Source organism: Variovorax sp. P4_B10 (assembly GCF_056402375.1).
Genome location: NZ_JBFUHN010000010.1, coordinates 22,215 through 37,246 on the forward strand (window position 1 = coordinate 22,215; position 15,032 = coordinate 37,246).

The window sequence follows — 15,032 nt, forward strand, 5'->3', positions numbered from 1 at the left end:
TGCGCCTAGTGCCTGAAGCCACCGGCCGCGTCGTGCAGCGCAAGGCGGCGCGAGCCGGCCAGGATGTCGCTGGGTTTCAGGCCGTAGACCTGGCGGATCGAATGGCTGAAGTGCGTCGAGTCGGGGTAGCCGGTGTCGAGCGCGATGTCGGTCAGCGTGGTGGTCTGGCGCACATGGCGCAGCAGGCTGCGCGCGCGCTTCCAGGCCCGGAACGCGCGGAACGCCATGCCGGTTTCCTGCTTGAACAGATGCAGGAATCGCGAGAACGACAGGTGCACCGAGGCCGCGCAGTCTTCGGCCGAGGTGGGCGCGGCCGGGTCGGCGACGAGGGCGTCGATGACCTTGCGAATGCGTGCATCGATCGTGCGCGGTGCGAGCGCCTCGCCGAAGAACAGCGTATCGAAGTCGAGGCCATCGAAATTCGTGCCGCGGTCCGAAGCTGCCAGCAGGTGCGCATGGACATCGCGCACACGCTGCACGAAGTACGGCGCATCGACCGGGCCGCAGTGCTGCATGAAGGCGGGCATGCGCGCGGGGTCGATCGACTCCGATTCGATCAGCAGGTTGAAGATCAGCGGATGTTCGCTCTCCACATGGTGCGGCACCTGTGGCGGCACCACGATCAGCTCGCCCGTCTGCCAGGCGCCGCCGCCGATGCGAATGCGAATCGGCGGCACGCCCGCGGGCGCCACGTACACGCCGTGCCCGCCCATCGTGCGCTCGGCGGCGGCGCCGAGCAGCCCGGCGTAGAACACGCGCTGCGGCGTCAGCCACATGAGGCGTTCGCCCTGCCGTACGCCACCGTTTTCCGGCGGCGCAGTCCTCGTTCGCTGCATGGTGTTTGTCTCCTGCATCGGGTCAACTGCCAACCGGGGGATGGCGTCGCGTTCGCTGGATCGTAGCGGCGCGAGCCGGCTGCGCGGCATGCATTTGCGCGGGGACTTTCCCTAGGCCGCGGCCAATGCGCGCCGCAACTCGGTGGCGCAAAGCGCGACGGCGGTGTTGGCTTCGTCGAGCACCTTGCCCATGGTGACGAAGCCATGGATCTGGCGCTCGAAGCAGACGTAGTTCGCGCGGTTGCCCGCGGCGGTGAGCGCCTCGGCATAGGCCAGCCCTTCGTCGCGCAGCGGGTCGTAGCCGGCGGTGATCACCAGCGCCGGCGGCAGGCCCGACAGGTCGGTGTGCAGCAGCGGCGAGGCGCGCCAGTCGAGGTCGTGCTTCGGGTCGGTGATGTAGTGGTCGTGGAAGTACGTCATCGTGTCGCTGGTCAGCAGGTAGCCCTGCCCGTTCGCCTGGTGCGACGGGTGGCCGCGGCGCATGTCGGTGGCGGGATAGATCAGCAGCTGGAAGACGATGGGCAGGTCACCCGCATCGCGCGCCGCGATCGCCACCACGGCCGCGAGGTTGCCGCCGGCGCTGTCGCCCCCGACTGCGAGGCGGCTTGCATCGAGCCCCAGCGTCGCGGCCTCGCGGCGCACCCAGCGGGTGGCGGCCAGCACGTCGTCGACGGCGGCGGGAAAGCGGTGCTCCGGGCCCATGCGGTAGTCGACGGCGACCACCGCGCAGCCCGCGCCGTTGGCCAGCTCGCGGCACAGCACGTCGTGCGTGTCGAGGTCGCCGATGACCCAGCCGCCGCCGTGGTAATACACCAGCACCGGCAGCGGACCGGCGCCCGAGCCCAGCGGCCGGTAGAGGCGCACGGGGATGGTGCCGTGCGGCCCTTCCGCCGCGAGGTCGCGCACTTCGGCCACCTCCGCCGGCAGGGGCTGCGTGGCGGCACGGCGCTCGCGGTAGAAGGCCCGCGCATCGGCGGGCGACAGCGTGTGGGTCGGCGGGATGCCGCGCGCCTCGATGAAGTCGAGCAAGGCGCGGGCCTGGGGGTGCAGCATGGTGTCTCCGGGGGGCGAGTGGATGTCCCTCGATCTTCCCGCACCATGCCCGCGCCCGGCGGGCGCGGCTTGCGGAAACTGGCTAAGCGCGGCGCGGCTTCACGCGCGAGGCGGCTTCCTTGGCGAGCTTGCGGGCCGTGTCGGTGTCGGCCGCATGCACCAGCGCCACGCCCATGCGGCGCTTCGTGAAGCTCTCTGGCTTGCCGAACAGGCGGATGTCGCTGCCCGGCACCTGCAGCGCGTCGGCCACGCCGTCGAAGGCGATGCCGGTGGCGTCGACGCCGCCGTAGATCACCGCGCTGGCGCCCGGGCTCTTGAGCGAGGTGTCGACCGGCAGGCCGAGGATGGCGCGCGCATGCAGTTCGAACTCGTTCTGCCACTGGGTGGCCATGGTGACCATCCCGGTGTCGTGCGGGCGCGGACTGACTTCGCTGAACCAGACCTCGTCGCCCTTCACGAACAGCTCGACGCCGAACAGGCCCTGGCCGCCGAGGTCGGCCGTGACGGCCTGCGCGATCTGTTGCGCCTTCTGCAGCGCGGCCGGCGCCATGGGGTGCGGCTGCCAGCTTTCCACATAGTCGCCGCTCACCTGCACGTGGCCGATGGGGTCGCAGAACTGGGTCTGCACGGCGCCGGCGGCGTCCTTGGCGCGGACGGTCAACAGCGTGATCTCGTAGTCGAAGTCGATGAAGCCCTCGACGATCACGCGCCCGTGGCTCACGCGGCCGCCGGCCATGGCGTAGTCCCAGGCCTTCTGCACGTCGGCCGGGCCGTCGATCTTGCTCTGGCCCTTGCCGGAGCTGCTCATCACGGGCTTGACGATGCAGGGGTACCCAATGCCACCGTCGATGGCGGCCTGCAGCTCGGCCAGCGAGTCGCAGAACTTGTAGGGGCTGGTGGGCACGCCCAGCGTTTCGGCGGCCAGGCGGCGGATGCCTTCGCGGTCCATCGTGAGGCGGGCGGCGCGGGCGGTGGGAATCACGCGAACGACGCCTGCGTCTTCGAGCTGCTGCAGCATCGGCGTGGCGATGGCCTCGATCTCGGGCACCACGAGCGTGGGCTTTTCGGCTTCGATCAACGCCCTGAGCTGCTCGGGGTCGCTCATGGTGATGGTGCGCGCATGGTGCGCCACCTGCTGGCCGGGCGCGTTCTCGTAACGGTCGACCGCGATGGTCTCGACGCCGAGGCGCTGCAGGGCGATCAGCACCTCCTTGCCGAGTTCGCCCGAGCCGAGCAGCATCACGCGGGTGGCGGAAGGGGAAAGAGGGGTACCGAGGGTGGTCATGGTCGAGACAGGAAAGAAGGAGGAAAAAGCAACCGCAGCACTGTAAGCCACCCGTGAACCGCCCGTGTCACGCGCGGCAACGGCGCCCCGGCGGGGCTGCTTCACAATCGATGTCCTGCCGCGGTGGCCGCCTGGCGCCCCACCCGCTCCCCCTTCCCCTTTTTTTTGTTCTTCAAGGAGTTTTCTCATGACTATCCAGACCGTCGGCATCATCGGCGCCGGAACGATGGGCAATGGCATTGCGCAGGCCTGCGCGGTGTCCGGCGTCAACGTGGTGATGATCGACGTCGCCCAGGCGGCTGTCGACAAGGGCCTCGCCACCGTGTCGGGCAGCCTCGACCGGCTGATCAAGAAGGAAAAGCTCACCGCCGAGCAGAAGACCGCGGCGCTCGCGCTGATCAAGGGCTCGACCAACTACGACGACCTCAAGGGCGCGCAGCTCGTGATCGAGGCGGCCACCGAGAACCACGCGCTCAAGCTCAAGATCCTCAAGCAGGTCGACGAGCTGCTGGCGCCCGAGGTGATCATCGCGTCGAACACCTCGTCGATCTCGATCACCCAGCTCGCGGCCGCCACCTCACGTCCCGACCGCTTCATCGGCATGCACTTCTTCAACCCGGTGCCCATGATGGCGCTGGTGGAGCTGATCCGCGGCTACCTCACGAGCGACGCCACGCACGACGCCGTCAAGGCGCTGGCCGAGAAGCTCGGCAAGTCGCCGATCACGGTGAAGAACGCGCCGGGCTTCGTGGTCAACCGCATCCTGGTGCCGATGATCAACGAGGCCTTCTTCGTGCTGTCCGAAGGCATCGCGACCGCCGAAGACATCGACGCCGGCATGAAGCTGGGCTGCAACCAGCCCATCGGCCCGCTGGCGCTGGCCGACATGATCGGCCTGGACGTGTGCCTGGCCGTGATGGAGGTCTACCTCGATCAGTTCGGCGACTCCAAGTACCGCCCCTGCCCGCTCTTGAAGGAAATGGTGGCGGCCGGCCAGCTGGGCCGCAAAACCGGCCGCGGCGTGTATACGTACTGATCCGGCGTCAAACAAAAACAAGGAGACAAACGACATGACCGCCACGCCCACCACCCCACCCGCAGAAGGCTGCATCGACACCCAGGTGATCGACCACGTGCTCTTGATCGGCATCAACCGCCCCGCCAAGCGCAACGGCTGGACGCCGCCGATGTTCAGGCAGCTGGCCGAGGCCTACACCCGGCTCGACGACGACCCGGCGCTGCGCGTGGGCGTGCTGCATGCCTTCGGCGACCACTTCACGGCCGGGCTCGACCTGCCGGCGGTCACCGAGTACATGAAGCGCGGCGAGAAAGCGATTCCGGCGGGCCTGGTGGAACCGCACGACTTCGGCCTGCCCGACTACCGCCGCCGCACCAAGCCGATGGTGGCGGCGGTGAAGGGCATCTGCTTCACGGTCGGCATCGAGCTGATGCTGGGCGCGGACATCGTGGTGGCGGCCGACAACTGCCGCTTCTCGCAGATGGAAGTGCAGCGCGGCATCATGGCCACGGGCGGCGCCACGCTGCGCATGGCCGAACGCGCAGGCGTGGGCAATGCAATGCTGCACCTGCTGACGGCCGACGAGTTCGACAGCGTGGAGGCGTACCGGCTCAACTTCGTGCAGAAGGTGGTGCCGGCCGGGCAGGAGCTCGACGCGGCGCTGGCCATCGCGCAGCGCATCGCGGCGCAAGCACCGCTGGCGGTGGTCGCCACCCGGCTCAATGTGATCAAGGCCATCGAACACGGGCCGCTCGCGGCCGTGTCGGAATTCATCGAGACGCAGAAGCGCCTGTCGAACAGCGAAGACGCCGCCGAAGGCGTGCGCTCCTTCGTCGAGCGCCGGCCGGCGCGGTTCAGCGGTCGTTGATGATGAATTCTGCCGGAGCCTTGTTGACCATGTCCCTCTTCCAACGCACCCAACGCACGGCGCTCGCCGCCGCCTTCACACTCCTTGCCGTGAACACCTCCAACGCCCAGACCGCCGCGCCTGCCGCGCTCCCCGATCCCGCGGCCACCTCGGTCGAGGCCCTGGGCTGGATGAAGGGCTTTCCGCCCCTGCCCGAGAAGCAGATCACCTTCGACAACCCGGCCGGCGGCGCATTTCCGCGCACGCGCTGGAGCTTCTCGCATGTGCGCGAGACGGTGCCCACTGCCAACGTGTGGCGCGGCAGCGGCGCGGCCAGCCCGCTGCCGGTGGCGCTGCGCAACGACATCGAGGCCGTCAGCTTCAAACCCCTGGGCAATGCAGGCAACGACGAGACGGTGACCTTCGCCCAGATGATTCCGCGCACCTACACCGACGGCATCCTCGTGCTGCACCGCGGCCGCGTGGTCTATGAAAAGTATTTCGGCGCGCTCACGCCCGACCGGCCGCACATCGCGATGTCGGTCACCAAGTCCTTCGTCGGCACGCTGGCGGCCATCCTCGCGGACGAAGGCCGGCTCGACCCGTCGGCGCCGGTCACCCGGTACCTGCCCGAACTCAAGGACACCGCCTACGGCGACGCCACCGTGCGCCAGGTGATGGACATGACCATCGGCGTGCACTATTCGGAGAACTACGCCGACCCCAAGGCCGAGATCTGGGACTACGCGCGCGCCGGCGGCATGCTGGTGCAGGGCGCGAACTACACGGGCCCCAAGTCGTTCTACGAATTCCTCGCCACGCTGAAGAAGGAAGGCGCGCACGACGCCGCCTTCGCCTACAAGACGGTGAATGCCGAGGTGCTCGCCTGGATCCTGCGCCGCACCAGCAACCAGTCGCTGGCCGATCTGCTGAGCGAGAAGATCTGGCGCCGCATCGGCGCCGAGCAGGACGCGTACTTCATGGTCGATCGCATCGGCACCGAATCGGGCGGCGGCGGGTTGAACACCGTGCTGCGCGACATCGCGCGCTTCGGCGAGACCATGCGCAACGGCGGCCGCGCGTCCAACGGGCAGCAGGCCATTCCGAAGGCGGTGGTGGAGGACATCCAGCGCGGCGGCGACCCTGCCAAATTCGCCAAGGCCGGCTATGCGCTGCTGCCGGGCTGGTCGTACCGCAACATGTGGTGGGTCACGAACAACCCGCACGGCGCCTACATGGCGCGTGGCATCCACGGCCAGAGCATCTATGTCGATCCGAAGGCGGAAATGGTGATCGTGCGCTACGCCGCGCACCCGGTGGCGGCGAATGCGGGGAACGATCCCTTGACGCTGCCTGCGTTCCAGGCGGTGGCCGAGGCGCTGATGCGCCCCTGATCCGCCCTTAGCCTCGCTCTTTGGCGATCACCAGCAAGCCGTCCATGATCAGGCTCTCGACCAGCTCGAAGTCCCCGTTCATGACGGGTGCCATCTTCCACCCCGCGCCGCCGGTCATGTAGCAGGCCGGCTCGGCGCCGCAGTGCGAACGCACGTGCTGCACCATGCGTTCGACGGCGCCGGCGATGGCGTAGGTACCGCCGCTGGTCAGCGCATCGCTGGTGTTGGTGGGAAATTCGCGCACCTCGCCGGTGGGCACATGCAGCCCGGCCGTGCCCGACTCCAGCGCGCGCAGCATGATGCCGTGGCCCGGCAGGATCAGCCCGCCCAGGAACTTGCCGCTGACGTCGATCGCCTCCACCGTGACGGCCGTACCGATCAGCACCACCACCATCGGCCGCGCCGGCCCTTGCGCGAGCATGCGATGGCGCGCGCCGATCATCGCCACGAAGCGGTCGGCGCCCAGGCGCGTCGGATGGTCGTAGCCGTTCACGATGCCGGCCTCGGCCGCGCTCGACACCACCCACCGCGGTGCGCAGTCGAAGCGCTCGACGATCTGCTCCTCGGCGCGGCGCCGCAGGGTGTCGCCGGCCACCACGCAGCCCAGCATGGCGCCGGGTGCCGGCAGGTCGGCCCAGGGGCCGTCGGCCAGCCGTTCGATGTGGTCGAGAAATTCCGCACCCTGCGCCTGCAACGCGGCGCCCGGATGCGCCCCGTCGTAGAGCGCCCATTTGAGGCGGGTGTTGCCGATGTCGATTGCAAGGAAGGGGGATGCCATGCGCGGGATTATTGCGACTTTGTGGTTATTCCTGCTGGCACGCTGTCGACACACGCGGCGTGGGCCTACGCCGGCGCCCCGCGTTCCACCGCTACATTCGCAAATTCCATCCACCACGGCACAAGGAGAACACCATGGGATTGCTCAGTTTCATCAAGGAAGCCGGAGAAAAACTGTTCGGCGGATCGTCGGCCCAGGCCGCCACGCCCGACGCGAACGCGGCGGCCGCCGCGGCCATCAAGACCTACATCGAGACGCAGAACCTCGGTCTCACCGGCCTCGAGGTGACTTACGTTGCAAGCACCGGCGTGGTCACCCTCGCCGGCCAGGCGCCCTCGCAGGAAGCCAGCGAGAAAGCCTCGCTCGCCGCGGGCAACGTGGCGAACGTCACGAGCGTCGACAACAACCTGGTCGCACCGGCCGCGCCGCCCGCCCAGTACCACGACGTGGTGAAGGGCGACACGCTCTCGGCCATCTCGAAGAAGTACTACGGCGATGCCAACAAGTACAACGCGATCTTCGAGGCGAACAAGCCGATGCTGAGCCACCCGGACAAGATCTATCCGGGCCAGAAGCTGCGCATCCCGGCGCTGTGAGCTGATCCTTTTCGCAGGCGCAACGACAAGGCCCACCGTTTTCGGTGGGCCTTTTTCATTTCTTTCGGGGGCGCTTTTGCTCGGGACGCGTGCACAGGCCACCGGGTACTCCCCTCCGCGAATGTCCCCCGCTTCGCTCCTCCTTTATTTCGCTGCGGGGAGTACCCGGTGCCCTGCGCACGAGGGCACGCTGCCGGTTTGCGGCTGAACAACGACTGCTCTGAGCGATCACGCTGGCGGTGTGAGCGCGCCCCGAATCCTAGTTCTGCCTCCACGGCAGCCCACGCTTGCGCCAGCCGCCGATCTGCCCCCGGTGCCCGTGCTCGTCCGGATTGCCCTCGAAGCCTTCGAGGATGTTGTAGGCCTCCAGGCCCAGTTCGGTGGCGCGCTTCGCGGCGGCGATGGAGCGCACGCCGCTTCGGCACAGCAGCACCAGTTTCTTCCGGCCCTCGCCGGCGGCGCGGATGCCGTCGTCGAAAGCCGGGTTGAGCGCCATGCCCGGCCACTGCTTCCAGGCCAGGGGCACGGCGCCGGGCACGTAGCCGACCCATTCGCGCTCGGCGTCCGTGCGCACGTCGACCAGCACGGCCTCGCCGCTCGCCAGCCATTGCGCAGCCTGCTCGGGCGTCACGTCGCCGGCGTAGCCCTTTTCCCCAACGGGTTCAGTCATTTCTCTGCGTCCTTCCAGTCAATAGGGTTACTTCAAAGGCAGCGGCCACCTTCACGTTGTCCCGTGCCGCGCCGGATGGTGGAATTTTTCACCAGTTCGTGAAAACCCTGTTTGTCGCGCTATCCCGCGCGCCAAAGATGCGGCTTGGGCCTGCCGAACATTACGCCAGGAAGGCGGGCAGGGTTTCTTCGGTCATCAGAACTTGTATGGAGAGAGACAACATGACAGACAGCAAATCACCCCGCCGCCGCAACCTGCTCAAGGGCGCGGCCGTGGCCGCAGGCGCCATGTCGGCGCCGATGGTCAGCATGGCCCAGACCACCTCGCTGCGCTTCCAGAGCACCTGGCCGGCCAAGGACATCTTCCACGAATACGCGAACGACTTCGCCAAGAAGGTCAATGACATGGCCGGCGGGCGCCTCAAGATCGAGGTGCTGCCATCGGGCGCGGTGGTGCCGGCGTTTCAGCTGCTCGAAGCGGTGAACAAGGGCACGCTCGACGGCGGCCATGGCGTGGTGGCCTACCACTACGGCAAGAACTCGGCGCTCGCGCTGTGGGGTTCGGGCCCGGGCTTCGGCATGGACGCCAACACGGTGCTGGCCTGGCACAACTACGGCGGCGGCAAGGTCCTGCTCGAGGAGATCTACAAGAGCCTGAACATGGAGGTGGTGTCGTACCTCTACGGCCCGATGCCCACGCAGCCGCTGGGCTGGTTCAAGAAGCCGGTGGCCAAGGTCGAGGACATGAAGGGACTCAAGTTCCGCACCGTCGGGCTGGCCGTGGACATGTTCACCGAGATGGGCACGGCCGTGAACCCGCTGCCCGGCAGCGAGATCGTGCCTGCGCTCGACCGCGGGCTGATCGATGCCGCCGAGTTCAACAACGCATCGAGCGACCGCACGCTCGGCTTCCCCGACGTGGTGAAGAACTGCATGCTGCAGAGCTTCCACCAGTCAGGCGAGCAGTTCGAGGTGCTGTTCAACAAGGGCAAGTACAGCGCCCTGTCGCAGGAGCTGCGCTCGATCATCGACTACGCCGTACAGGCCGCGAGCGCCGACATGAGCTGGAAGGCGGTGCAGCGCAACTCGCAGGACTATGCCGACATGAAGAAGGCCGGCATCAAGTTCTACAAGACGCCCGATGCGGTGCTGCGCGCGCAGCTCGCGGCCTGGGACAAGACGATCGCCAAGAAGGCCGAGGAGAACCCGCTCTTCAAGAAGGTGCTGGAGTCGCAGCGCGTGTTTGCCGAGCGTGCGCTGCAGTGGCAGAACGACTACGGGGTCGACTTCAAGATGGCCTACAACCACTACTTCAGCAAGAAGAAGGGCTGACCCCCAGTCTTCGCGCACTTCGTGTCGCGCGCGCCTTCCCCCTTCCAGGGGGCAACACCTGTGGCCCGGCGAAGCCGGTTCCACGGTGTTTCACGACCGGTCTTGCTTACCGATATGCCATGACATGAACATTCAACGCTTCCTCCACACCGTCGACAGGTTCAGCATGATCGTCGGCAAGACCTTCTCGTGGCTCATCGTGGTGTTGATGCTGCTGGTGTGCGGCGAGGTCTTCAAGCGCTACGCGCTCAACGCGCCCACCGCCTGGATCTTCGACGCCAACAACATGCTCTACGGCACGCTCTTCATGATGGGCGGGGCCTACACGCTGTCGCAGGCTGGCCATGTGCGCGGCGACTTCCTCTACGGCAGCATGAAGCCGCGCACGCAGGCCGCGCTCGACCTCGTGCTGTTCGCGCTCTTCTTCCTGCCGGGCGTGGTGGCGCTCACCTGGTCGGGCTGGACCTACTTCGGCGAATCGCTCGCGATGCATGAGCAGACCTTCAATGCCGACCCCATCCCTCTCTATCCCTTCAAGTTCGTCATTCCGGTGGCCGGCGCGGTGCTGCTCATACAGGGCATTGCCGAGATGGTGCGCTGCGTGCTGTGCCTGAAGACCGGCGCGTGGACGCCACGCCTGAAGGACGCGGAAGAAATGGACGTGGTCGGCGAGCAGCTCGCCGGCAGCAGCTATGTCGACGAAGCCGACAAGCGCGAGGTGATCGAGCGGGCCAAGGCCATCGAGCAGGCCGCGCAGCAGCGCAAGAGCGACACGACGGGAGGCACCAGATGAGCGCCGCGCCGGGCCGCCCCAAGCAAGCTCGCACCGAAGTGCGAAACACGGAGGTTACCGAATGAGCGAACCCGCACTCGGCCTCTCGATGCTCGGCCTGATCGTGGTCGTGATCATGCTCGGCTTTCCCACGGCGTTCACGCTGATGGGGCTGGGCATGTTCTTCGGCTTCATCGCCTTCTACGACCCCGCGTCGCACTGGCTCGACAACAAGATCTTCGACCTGATGGTGCAGCGCGCCTTCGGTGCCATGACCAACGAGACGCTGCTGTCCATCCCGCTGTTCGTGCTGATGGGCTATGTGATGGAGCGCGGTGCGCTGGTCGACAAGATGTTCCACAGCGTGCAGCTCGCCTTCCGCCGCGTGCCGGGTTCGCTCGCGGTGACGACGCTGATCGTCTGCACCTTCTGGGGCATCGCGAGCGGCCTCGTCGGCGCGGTGGTGGTGCTGATGGGCGTGATCGCGATGCGGCCGATGCTCAACGCCGGCTACGACACGCGCCTCGCAGCCGGCGTGATCACGGCCGGCGGCACGCTCGGCATTCTGATTCCGCCCTCGGTGATGATCATCGTGTACGCGGCCGTCGCCGGACAGTCGGTGGTCAAGCTGTATGCGGCGGCGATGTTCCCAGGCTTCTTCCTCGCCTTTCTCTATTTGATCTACGTGATCGGCTGGGCCGTGCTGCAACCGAAGGTCGCGCCCAAGCTGCCGGCCGACGAGCAGCGCGCGCCGATCTCGCCCTGGGTCGCACACATCGCTGCCAGCTATTCGCCGCGCATGCTGCCTGCGCTCGCCGCGGCCGTGGTGTCGCCGGCGCGCGCGCTGCGCGGCGCGGCCGACGGCGTGCGCATCACCTGGTGGATGCTGCTGCGCAGCCTGCTGAGCGCGCTGGTGCCGCTGGCGCTCGCGGCCGTGACGCTGGGCTCGGTCTGGTGGTACGTGGCGATCTACTCGCAGAAGGACAACAACGCGCCGGTGGCGGAGCAGCAGGCGACACAGAAGGCCGCGGGAACGGCTGCGGCGCTGCCCGAGGCTTCCTCCGGGACCGGGCTCGCCGAGCCGCCGACATCCGAAGAGCCGAAGGAGCCCGCATCGGAAGGCGGCCTGCAGGAGCCGCCCGGCGGCGTCGAGGAGCCACCCGGCAGCGAAGCCGCTTCCTCGGCCCCGACGGCTGCCGAGGGCGGCCTGCAACAGCTCGGCGAAGCGGTCGATGCGCCGAAGACCGCCGCGGTGCCCGAAGCCTTCTACACGGGCTTCCTGGTGGCCAGCCTCTTCACGCTCGTGCTGCTGGCCTGGTACTACTGGCGCATGGATGCGGAGCAGTTCGAGATCCTGCGCATGCTGGTGTCGTCGGTGATGCCGCTCGCCACGCTCACGCTGGTGGTGCTGGGCGTGATCCTGTTCGGCATCACGACCGCCACCGAGTCGGCTGCAGTGGGCGCGGCCGGCGCCTTCCTGATGGCGTGGCAAGCCGGCACGCTGAACTTCAAGAAGACCAAGGAGGCCGTGTTCCTCACGCTCAAGACCACCTCGATGGTCTGCTGGCTGTTCGTGGGCTCGGCGCTGTTCTCGGCGGTGTTCGCGCTGCTCGGCGGCCAGCGCATCATCGAGCAATGGGTGCTGGGCATGGACCTCAGCCCGCTGCAGTTCCTGCTGCTCTCGCAGGCGATCATCTTCATCCTCGGCTGGCCGCTCGAGTGGACCGAGATCATCGTGATCTTCGTGCCCATCTTCCTGCCGCTGCTCGCGCACTTCCAGATCGACCCGCTGCTGTTCGGCGTGCTGGTGTTCGTGAACCTGCAGGCGGCGTTCCTGTCGCCGCCGGTGGCAATGTCGGCCTTCTACCTGAAGGGAGTGTCGCCACCGCACGTGACGCTCAACCAGATCTTCGCGGGGATGATGCCGTACATGCTGATCGTGATCCTGTGCATGGTGTTCATGTACATCTGGCCGGGGTTGACGTTATGGTTGCCGCAGTATTTGTACGGCTGACATGGAAGACAAGGCCGAGATTTTTTGCCCGCATTGCGAATTCAGGCCGCAGCCCGAAGACCGCTGGGACTGCGTTCCCAGTTGCGGGACCACATGGAACACCTTCTGGACCCGCGGCGTCTGCCCGGGTTGCGGCGTGAAATGGCCGAAGACGCAATGCCTGGCATGCGGTGAATGGTCACCGCACGAAGCCTGGTACCACTACAAGGACCCCGGTGAGTCCCAGGACGTCGGGCAGATGCTTGAGAAAAGCGCGCGCTGAACGCGCTTACCCCTCAACGCCGCCGTTCCACATACGGCCGCGCCTGCAACAGCACGATCCTGTCCCCCACCGTCGCCCACTCGATGTCCTGGTCGACCGCATTGAACGTGCGCTTCACGGCCGCCCCCACGTTGGCAAGCCGCACCACCAGCTCGTCGGTCAGCACGTTGCGGCCAAGCTCCACCGGCACCTCCTTCACCCCGCCATCCTTGTCGAGCTGCAGCGCGGTCTCTTCGGCCGACCGGCTCAGCACCTGGATCGCCTTCGACCAGCTCGAATACATCACCTGCTCGGCCACGCGCTGCCCCTCGACCACGCGGATGCCGATGCCGCGCTTGGCCGAGATGTAGGTGACGTGCGGGTGGCCCGCGTCGAAGGGGTCGCGCGTGATCATCACGCCGGCGTTGGTCGAGTCGATGGCGGTCTGCACGAACACGCCCATCAGCACCGACTCGGCGCCGAAACCCGCGGCGCTGCGCGCCTCCCAGGCCTCGGGGTTGAACACCGAGGCCCAGACCTTCTTCACCGCCAGCTCGAGCGCGTCGCCGGTCTTGACGTTGGGCACCGTGGTGTAGAGCCCCGCGCCGCTGAAGCCGGGCAGGTCTTCGGAGTTGGACGAGCTGCGCACGAACACACCGCCGCCGCCCAGTTGCGACTGCCATGCGGCACGCCAGGCCGCCGCGGTGGCGGCATCGACAGGCCATTTCACGATCTCGTCGCGCAGTTGCGCCAGCGCCTTCTGCCGCTGCTGCGGATCGCTCGCGAAACCGGGCTGCTGCTGCATGCGCGCCAGGCGATCGGCCAGGCCGTTCGTTCGCATGAAGCGGTCGTAGTGCGCGAACGGAATGCAGAAACCGTCGGGCACCGTGGTGGACGGAATGCGCGCGGCCAGCATGGCGCCGAGATTGGCGGCCTTGGAACCGCATTGCGCGCTGTTGCGCGCGCGCAGCGAGGCCAGCGGCAGCAGGCGGGTTTCGCGCAGGTCGGGCTTGACGGCCCTGTCGCTGCCGGGCACCGCGCCGGTGGCTGCGCTGCGCACGGCACGCGGCGGCAGTGCCGCGATTTCATCCGCCGTGAGGCGGCGCAGCTGGTAGCCCGAGGCCGCCACCTTGAGCGCCACCCATTGGCCCGCATGCTCGCGCAGCACGGTCGCCGCATCGCGCACATAGGCGTTGGGAATGCCCCAGCCCTTGGCCAGCAGGTTGACGTGCGAGAGCGCGGTCGAGGGCCGCTCGGTCAGCACGCCGGCCACGGGCGGCAGGTTGATCGGCACCTGGCGCAGCACGGCAATGTCGTCGGGCAACAGCGCGTTCAGGCCCGAAGCGTCGTCCACGATGCGCACGCGGCCGGTGGCGGTGCCGAGGTTCATCGGCATGTAGGGCTGTTCGCGGATCAGCGCCTCCTGGCTCACGAAATCGATGCCCGCTTCCTTCGCGACCCGCTCGTGCAGGGTGGAGTTGGTCTTGAACTTCACGGGCGCGAAGAAGCTGGCCTTCACCTGGGCGTCCGCCTGCCGCAGCAGCGGCACGGTGAGCTGGTCGCCCTCCCAGAACTCGTAGGTGAAGCTTCCGATGTTCTGCTGCCAGCTCAGCGTGCCGAACAGGAATCGGCGATCGGGCACGAGGTAGTTGCGGTCGATCTCGCGTTTGCCCGCGCGCGGCGAGAGCCCTGTGTCGCGCACGAAGCGCACATGCAGCTGGTAGCGCGGCGTGTCGATGTAATAGGTGCGCACCGGCCTGGCCTGGCGGTCGACGACGAAGAGCACGTGGGCGAGCTGCATCGGCGTGCCGACATCGTAGACGCGCGCCAGCCTGGCGAAGTCGCCCTGGCTGCCCAGCGCCGGCAGTGACGCCGGCATCGCGGGGCGGGGGACGATCTGCGCGGCAGGTCCCTCGGGTTGCGGCTGGTTCTGCTGCTGGTAGTAGGAGGGCTTGCGCGCGAGTTGCGCGCAAGCCGGCGCGGCCATCAAGGCCATCGCCCCGAGCGCAAGCATGGCCATCCCGCCGGTGCGCAGCCAAGCGCCGCTATTTTTCTGGTAGCGCACTTCACCCGATGGACGGGCATTGCAATCGTTTTTCATCCTGGATCCCTCATTACAAGCAGTTGCCGAATGTGCGCGCGCTTCACCAAGCAGGTGGCAAGCACTGACAGCGGCAGCGGATTCTCGCGCGTTACA

14 protein-coding genes are annotated in these 15,032 nt (G+C 67.5%); 8 read left to right on the top strand and 6 right to left on the bottom strand.

The window, feature by feature from the left end; genetic code table 11:
* Positions 1–5 precede the first annotated feature (5 nt).
* The 3 genes from AC1DXX_RS07260 to purT all read right to left on the bottom strand — a co-directional run bounded on the left by AC1DXX_RS07260 (position 6) and on the right by purT (position 3,174).
* A complete protein-coding gene (locus tag AC1DXX_RS07260) occupies positions 6–836 on the bottom strand; it encodes a helix-turn-helix domain-containing protein (protein WP_478133498.1) in 831 nt (276 codons plus the stop codon).
* Positions 837–947: 111 nt separating this feature from the next.
* Entirely contained in the window at positions 948–1,889 is a 942-nt protein-coding gene (locus tag AC1DXX_RS07265) for an alpha/beta hydrolase (RefSeq protein ID WP_478133499.1), read from the bottom strand.
* An 82-nt stretch (positions 1,890–1,971) separates the two neighbouring features.
* Positions 1,972–3,174: a formate-dependent phosphoribosylglycinamide formyltransferase gene (gene purT, locus AC1DXX_RS07270; protein WP_478133500.1), complete on the bottom strand. Its 1,203-nt coding sequence runs from the start codon at positions 3,172–3,174 to the stop codon at positions 1,972–1,974.
* A gap of 187 nt (positions 3,175–3,361) precedes the next feature.
* On the opposite strand from purT, the gene AC1DXX_RS07275 reads away from it, so the two are divergent.
* The 3 genes from AC1DXX_RS07275 to AC1DXX_RS07285 are packed head-to-tail and all read left to right on the top strand — an operon-like array spanning position 3,362 to position 6,433.
* Positions 3,362–4,210 carry a 3-hydroxybutyryl-CoA dehydrogenase gene (locus tag AC1DXX_RS07275; protein ID WP_478133501.1) on the top strand — a complete coding sequence of 283 codons (849 nt, stop codon included), beginning with the start codon at positions 3,362–3,364 and terminating at the stop codon, positions 4,208–4,210.
* A 34-nt stretch (positions 4,211–4,244) separates the two neighbouring features.
* Positions 4,245–5,060 carry a crotonase/enoyl-CoA hydratase family protein gene (locus tag AC1DXX_RS07280; RefSeq protein WP_478133502.1) on the top strand — a complete coding sequence of 272 codons (816 nt, stop codon included), beginning with the start codon at positions 4,245–4,247 and terminating at the stop codon, positions 5,058–5,060.
* Positions 5,061–5,089: 29 nt separating this feature from the next.
* Positions 5,090–6,433 carry a serine hydrolase domain-containing protein gene (locus AC1DXX_RS07285; protein WP_478133503.1) on the top strand — a complete coding sequence of 448 codons (1,344 nt, stop codon included), beginning with the start codon at positions 5,090–5,092 and terminating at the stop codon, positions 6,431–6,433.
* A 7-nt stretch (positions 6,434–6,440) separates the two neighbouring features.
* Here AC1DXX_RS07285 and AC1DXX_RS07290 read toward each other — a convergent pair whose 3' ends face one another.
* Positions 6,441–7,211 carry a type III pantothenate kinase gene (locus AC1DXX_RS07290; protein WP_478133504.1) on the bottom strand — a complete coding sequence of 257 codons (771 nt, stop codon included), beginning with the start codon at positions 7,209–7,211 and terminating at the stop codon, positions 6,441–6,443.
* A 134-nt stretch (positions 7,212–7,345) separates the two neighbouring features.
* Here AC1DXX_RS07290 and lysM point away from each other — a divergent pair, with 134 nt between their 5' ends.
* The gene (gene lysM / locus AC1DXX_RS07295) at positions 7,346–7,807 is read left to right on the top strand and encodes a peptidoglycan-binding protein LysM (RefSeq protein ID WP_478133505.1); all 462 of its coding nucleotides are present in this window, start codon (positions 7,346–7,348) and stop codon (positions 7,805–7,807) included.
* 259 nt (positions 7,808–8,066) lie between these two features.
* Here the strand turns inward: lysM and AC1DXX_RS07300 are convergent, their stop codons facing one another.
* On the bottom strand, positions 8,067–8,477 hold the full coding sequence (locus AC1DXX_RS07300) for a rhodanese-like domain-containing protein (protein WP_478133506.1): 411 nt from the start codon (positions 8,475–8,477) through the stop codon (positions 8,067–8,069).
* 221 nt (positions 8,478–8,698) lie between these two features.
* On the opposite strand from AC1DXX_RS07300, the gene AC1DXX_RS07305 reads away from it, so the two are divergent.
* The 4 genes from AC1DXX_RS07305 to AC1DXX_RS07320 all read left to right on the top strand — a co-directional run bounded on the left by AC1DXX_RS07305 (position 8,699) and on the right by AC1DXX_RS07320 (position 12,856).
* A complete protein-coding gene (locus tag AC1DXX_RS07305) occupies positions 8,699–9,808 on the top strand; it encodes a TRAP transporter substrate-binding protein (protein WP_478133507.1) in 1,110 nt (369 codons plus the stop codon).
* Positions 9,809–9,932: 124 nt separating this feature from the next.
* On the top strand, positions 9,933–10,601 hold the full coding sequence (locus AC1DXX_RS07310; RefSeq protein ID WP_478133508.1) for a TRAP transporter small permease subunit: 669 nt from the start codon (positions 9,933–9,935) through the stop codon (positions 10,599–10,601).
* 61 nt (positions 10,602–10,662) lie between these two features.
* Positions 10,663–12,594: a TRAP transporter large permease gene (locus tag AC1DXX_RS07315; protein ID WP_478133509.1), complete on the top strand. Its 1,932-nt coding sequence runs from the start codon at positions 10,663–10,665 to the stop codon at positions 12,592–12,594.
* Between the two features lies 1 nt (position 12,595).
* Entirely contained in the window at positions 12,596–12,856 is a 261-nt protein-coding gene (locus AC1DXX_RS07320) for a hypothetical protein (protein WP_478133510.1), read from the top strand.
* A 13-nt stretch (positions 12,857–12,869) separates the two neighbouring features.
* Here the strand turns inward: AC1DXX_RS07320 and AC1DXX_RS07325 are convergent, their stop codons facing one another.
* Entirely contained in the window at positions 12,870–14,936 is a 2,067-nt protein-coding gene (locus tag AC1DXX_RS07325; protein ID WP_478133511.1) for a PEP/pyruvate-binding domain-containing protein, read from the bottom strand.
* Positions 14,937–15,032: the final 96 nt, after the last annotated feature.

Excerpts from the sequence above, each read along its gene's own strand:
- AC1DXX_RS07315 (WP_478133509.1), top strand. The coding sequence starts at position 10,663 with ATGAGCGAACCCGCACTCGGCCTCTCGATGCTCGGCCTGATCGTGGTC.
- lysM (WP_478133505.1), top strand. The coding sequence starts at position 7,346 with ATGGGATTGCTCAGTTTCATCAAGGAAGCCGGAGAAAAACTGTTCGGC.
- AC1DXX_RS07275 (WP_478133501.1), top strand. The coding sequence starts at position 3,362 with ATGACTATCCAGACCGTCGGCATCATCGGCGCCGGAACGATGGGCAAT.
- AC1DXX_RS07280 (WP_478133502.1), top strand. The coding sequence starts at position 4,245 with ATGACCGCCACGCCCACCACCCCACCCGCAGAAGGCTGCATCGACACC.
- AC1DXX_RS07290 (WP_478133504.1), bottom strand. The coding sequence starts at position 7,211 with ATGGCATCCCCCTTCCTTGCAATCGACATCGGCAACACCCGCCTCAAA.
- purT (WP_478133500.1), bottom strand. The coding sequence starts at position 3,174 with ATGACCACCCTCGGTACCCCTCTTTCCCCTTCCGCCACCCGCGTGATG.
- AC1DXX_RS07325 (WP_478133511.1), bottom strand. The coding sequence starts at position 14,936 with ATGAAAAACGATTGCAATGCCCGTCCATCGGGTGAAGTGCGCTACCAG.
- AC1DXX_RS07305 (WP_478133507.1), top strand. The coding sequence starts at position 8,699 with ATGACAGACAGCAAATCACCCCGCCGCCGCAACCTGCTCAAGGGCGCG.
- AC1DXX_RS07285 (WP_478133503.1), top strand. The coding sequence starts at position 5,090 with ATGTCCCTCTTCCAACGCACCCAACGCACGGCGCTCGCCGCCGCCTTC.
- AC1DXX_RS07260 (WP_478133498.1), bottom strand. The coding sequence starts at position 836 with ATGCAGCGAACGAGGACTGCGCCGCCGGAAAACGGTGGCGTACGGCAG.
- AC1DXX_RS07310 (WP_478133508.1), top strand. The coding sequence starts at position 9,933 with ATGAACATTCAACGCTTCCTCCACACCGTCGACAGGTTCAGCATGATC.
- AC1DXX_RS07320 (WP_478133510.1), top strand. The coding sequence starts at position 12,596 with ATGGAAGACAAGGCCGAGATTTTTTGCCCGCATTGCGAATTCAGGCCG.
- AC1DXX_RS07300 (WP_478133506.1), bottom strand. The coding sequence starts at position 8,477 with ATGACTGAACCCGTTGGGGAAAAGGGCTACGCCGGCGACGTGACGCCC.
- AC1DXX_RS07265 (WP_478133499.1), bottom strand. The coding sequence starts at position 1,889 with ATGCTGCACCCCCAGGCCCGCGCCTTGCTCGACTTCATCGAGGCGCGC.